At 50.1% G+C, this 2,015-nt stretch carries 1 tRNA gene and 1 rRNA gene; both read left to right on the forward strand.

Features of this window, described 5'->3' with window-relative positions:
• Positions 1-359: 359 nt before the first annotated feature.
• A 16S ribosomal RNA gene (locus AXF17_RS05275) occupies positions 360-1,875 on the forward strand.
• Between the two features lie 36 nt (positions 1,876-1,911).
• Positions 1,912-1,987, forward strand: a tRNA-Ala gene (locus tag AXF17_RS05280).
• Positions 1,988-2,015: the final 28 nt, after the last annotated feature.

The following is a 2,015-nucleotide window of genomic DNA, read 5'->3' on the forward strand; positions in this document are numbered from 1 at the left end:
GAGCCAAGATGAGTCGAGCAGAAAATCTTTCAAAAAAGATAAAAAAGTGCTTGACGAGTCAAAAATGGTGCGCTATAATGATTAAGCTGTCGCGAGAGAGCCGTTAGCTTAAAAACGCTCAAACGCAGTCAGCAGAACCATGACAACTTCATAGTGTAGAAACTGGTCAAGAGATCGACACAGTGCAAACTGGAGATCAGATCTCAAGATCGTATAAGAGACAAACGATGTACAAATATGTCGTATGTCCCTGTACAATTCAAACACAAACAACAATGATTCGGAAATAACGAGTCGAGACGCGATAAGCGTCATCCATTAACAGGATTTGGACGAATCGAAAGATTCTTCAGATAACATTTATTAAGAGTTTGATCCTGGCTCAGGATGAACGCTGGCGGCGTGCCTAATACATGCAAGTCGAGCGAGATGTTAGTGCATGAACCTTCGGGGGATTATATTAACGGACAGCGGCGGACGGGTGAGTAACGCGTAGGCAACCTGCCCTTGACAGAGGGATAGCCATTGGAAACGATGATTAAAACCTCATAACACCGTAGAAGCACATGCTTCAACGGTCAAAGATTTATCGGTCAGGGATGGGCCTGCGTCTGATTAACTAGTTGGTGAGGTAACGGCTCACCAAGGTGACGATCAGTAGCCGACCTGAGAGGGTGATCGGCCACATTGGAACTGAGACACGGTCCAAACTTCTACGGAAGGCAGCAGTAGGGAATCTTGCACAATGGGCGAAAGCCTGATGCAGCAACGCCGCGTGAAGGATGAAGGCCTTCGGGTTGTAAACTTCTGTTCTAAGGGAAGAAACAAATGACGGTACCTTAGGAGCAAGCCCCGGCTAACTACGTGCCAGCAGCCGCGGTAATACGTAGGGGGCAAGCGTTATCCGGAATTATTGGGCGTAAAGAGTGCGTAGGTGGTTACCTAAGCGCAAGGTTTAATTTAGAGGCTCAACCTCTACTTGCCTTGCGAACTGGGCTACTTGAGTGCAGGAGGGGAAAGCGGAATTCCTAGTGTAGCGGTGAAATGCGTAGATATTAGGAGGAACACCAGCGGCGAAGGCGGCTTTCTGGACTGTAACTGACACTGAGGCACGAAAGCGTGGGTAGCAAACAGGATTAGATACCCTGGTAGTCCACGCCGTAAACGATGACACTAGGTGTTGGGTCCGTTAGGGCTCAGTGCCGCAGTTAACGCAATAAGTGCTCCGCCTGGGGAGTACGCTCGCAAGAGTAAAACTCAAAGGAATTGACGGGGACCCGCACAAGCAGCGGAGCATGTGGTTTAATTCGAAGCAACGCGAAGAACCTTACCAGGGCTTGACATCCTGCTGACAGGATCTTAACCGATCCCTTCTTCGGACAGCAGAGACAGGTGGTGCATGGTTGTCGTCAGCTCGTGTCGTGAGATGTTGGGTTAAGTCCCGCAACGAGCGCAACCCTTGTCGCTAGTTACTAACATTCAGTTGAGGACTCTAGCGAGACTGCCGAGGTCAACTCGGAGGAAGGTGGGGATGACGTCAAATCATCATGCCCCTTATGTTCTGGGCTACACACGTGCTACAATGGTCGGTACAATGAGAGGCAATACTGCGAAGTGGAGCGAATCACCAAAACCGATCCCAGTTCGGATTGTAGGCTGCAACTCGCCTACATGAAGTTGGAGTTGCTAGTAATCGCAGATCAGAATGCTGCGGTGAATGCGTTCCCGGGTCTTGTACACACCGCCCGTCACACCATGGAAGTTGGGGGTGCCCGAAGTCGGCTAATTAATCTGTCGCCTAAGGCAAAACCAATGACTGGGGTGAAGTCGTAACAAGGTAGCCGTTCGAGAACGAGCGGCTGGATCACCTCCTTTCTAAGGAGACCTAGTCTCTACACTATGATAGTTTATGGGGAATTAGCTCAGCTGGGAGAGCACCTGCCTTGCACGCAGGGGGTCAAGGGTTCGATCCCCTTATTCTCCACCAGCCGAAAGGCAAATGTCGTTAACGCGAC

Source organism: Mogibacterium pumilum (assembly GCF_002243385.1).
GTDB lineage: Bacteria > Bacillota > Clostridia > Peptostreptococcales > Anaerovoracaceae > Mogibacterium > Mogibacterium pumilum.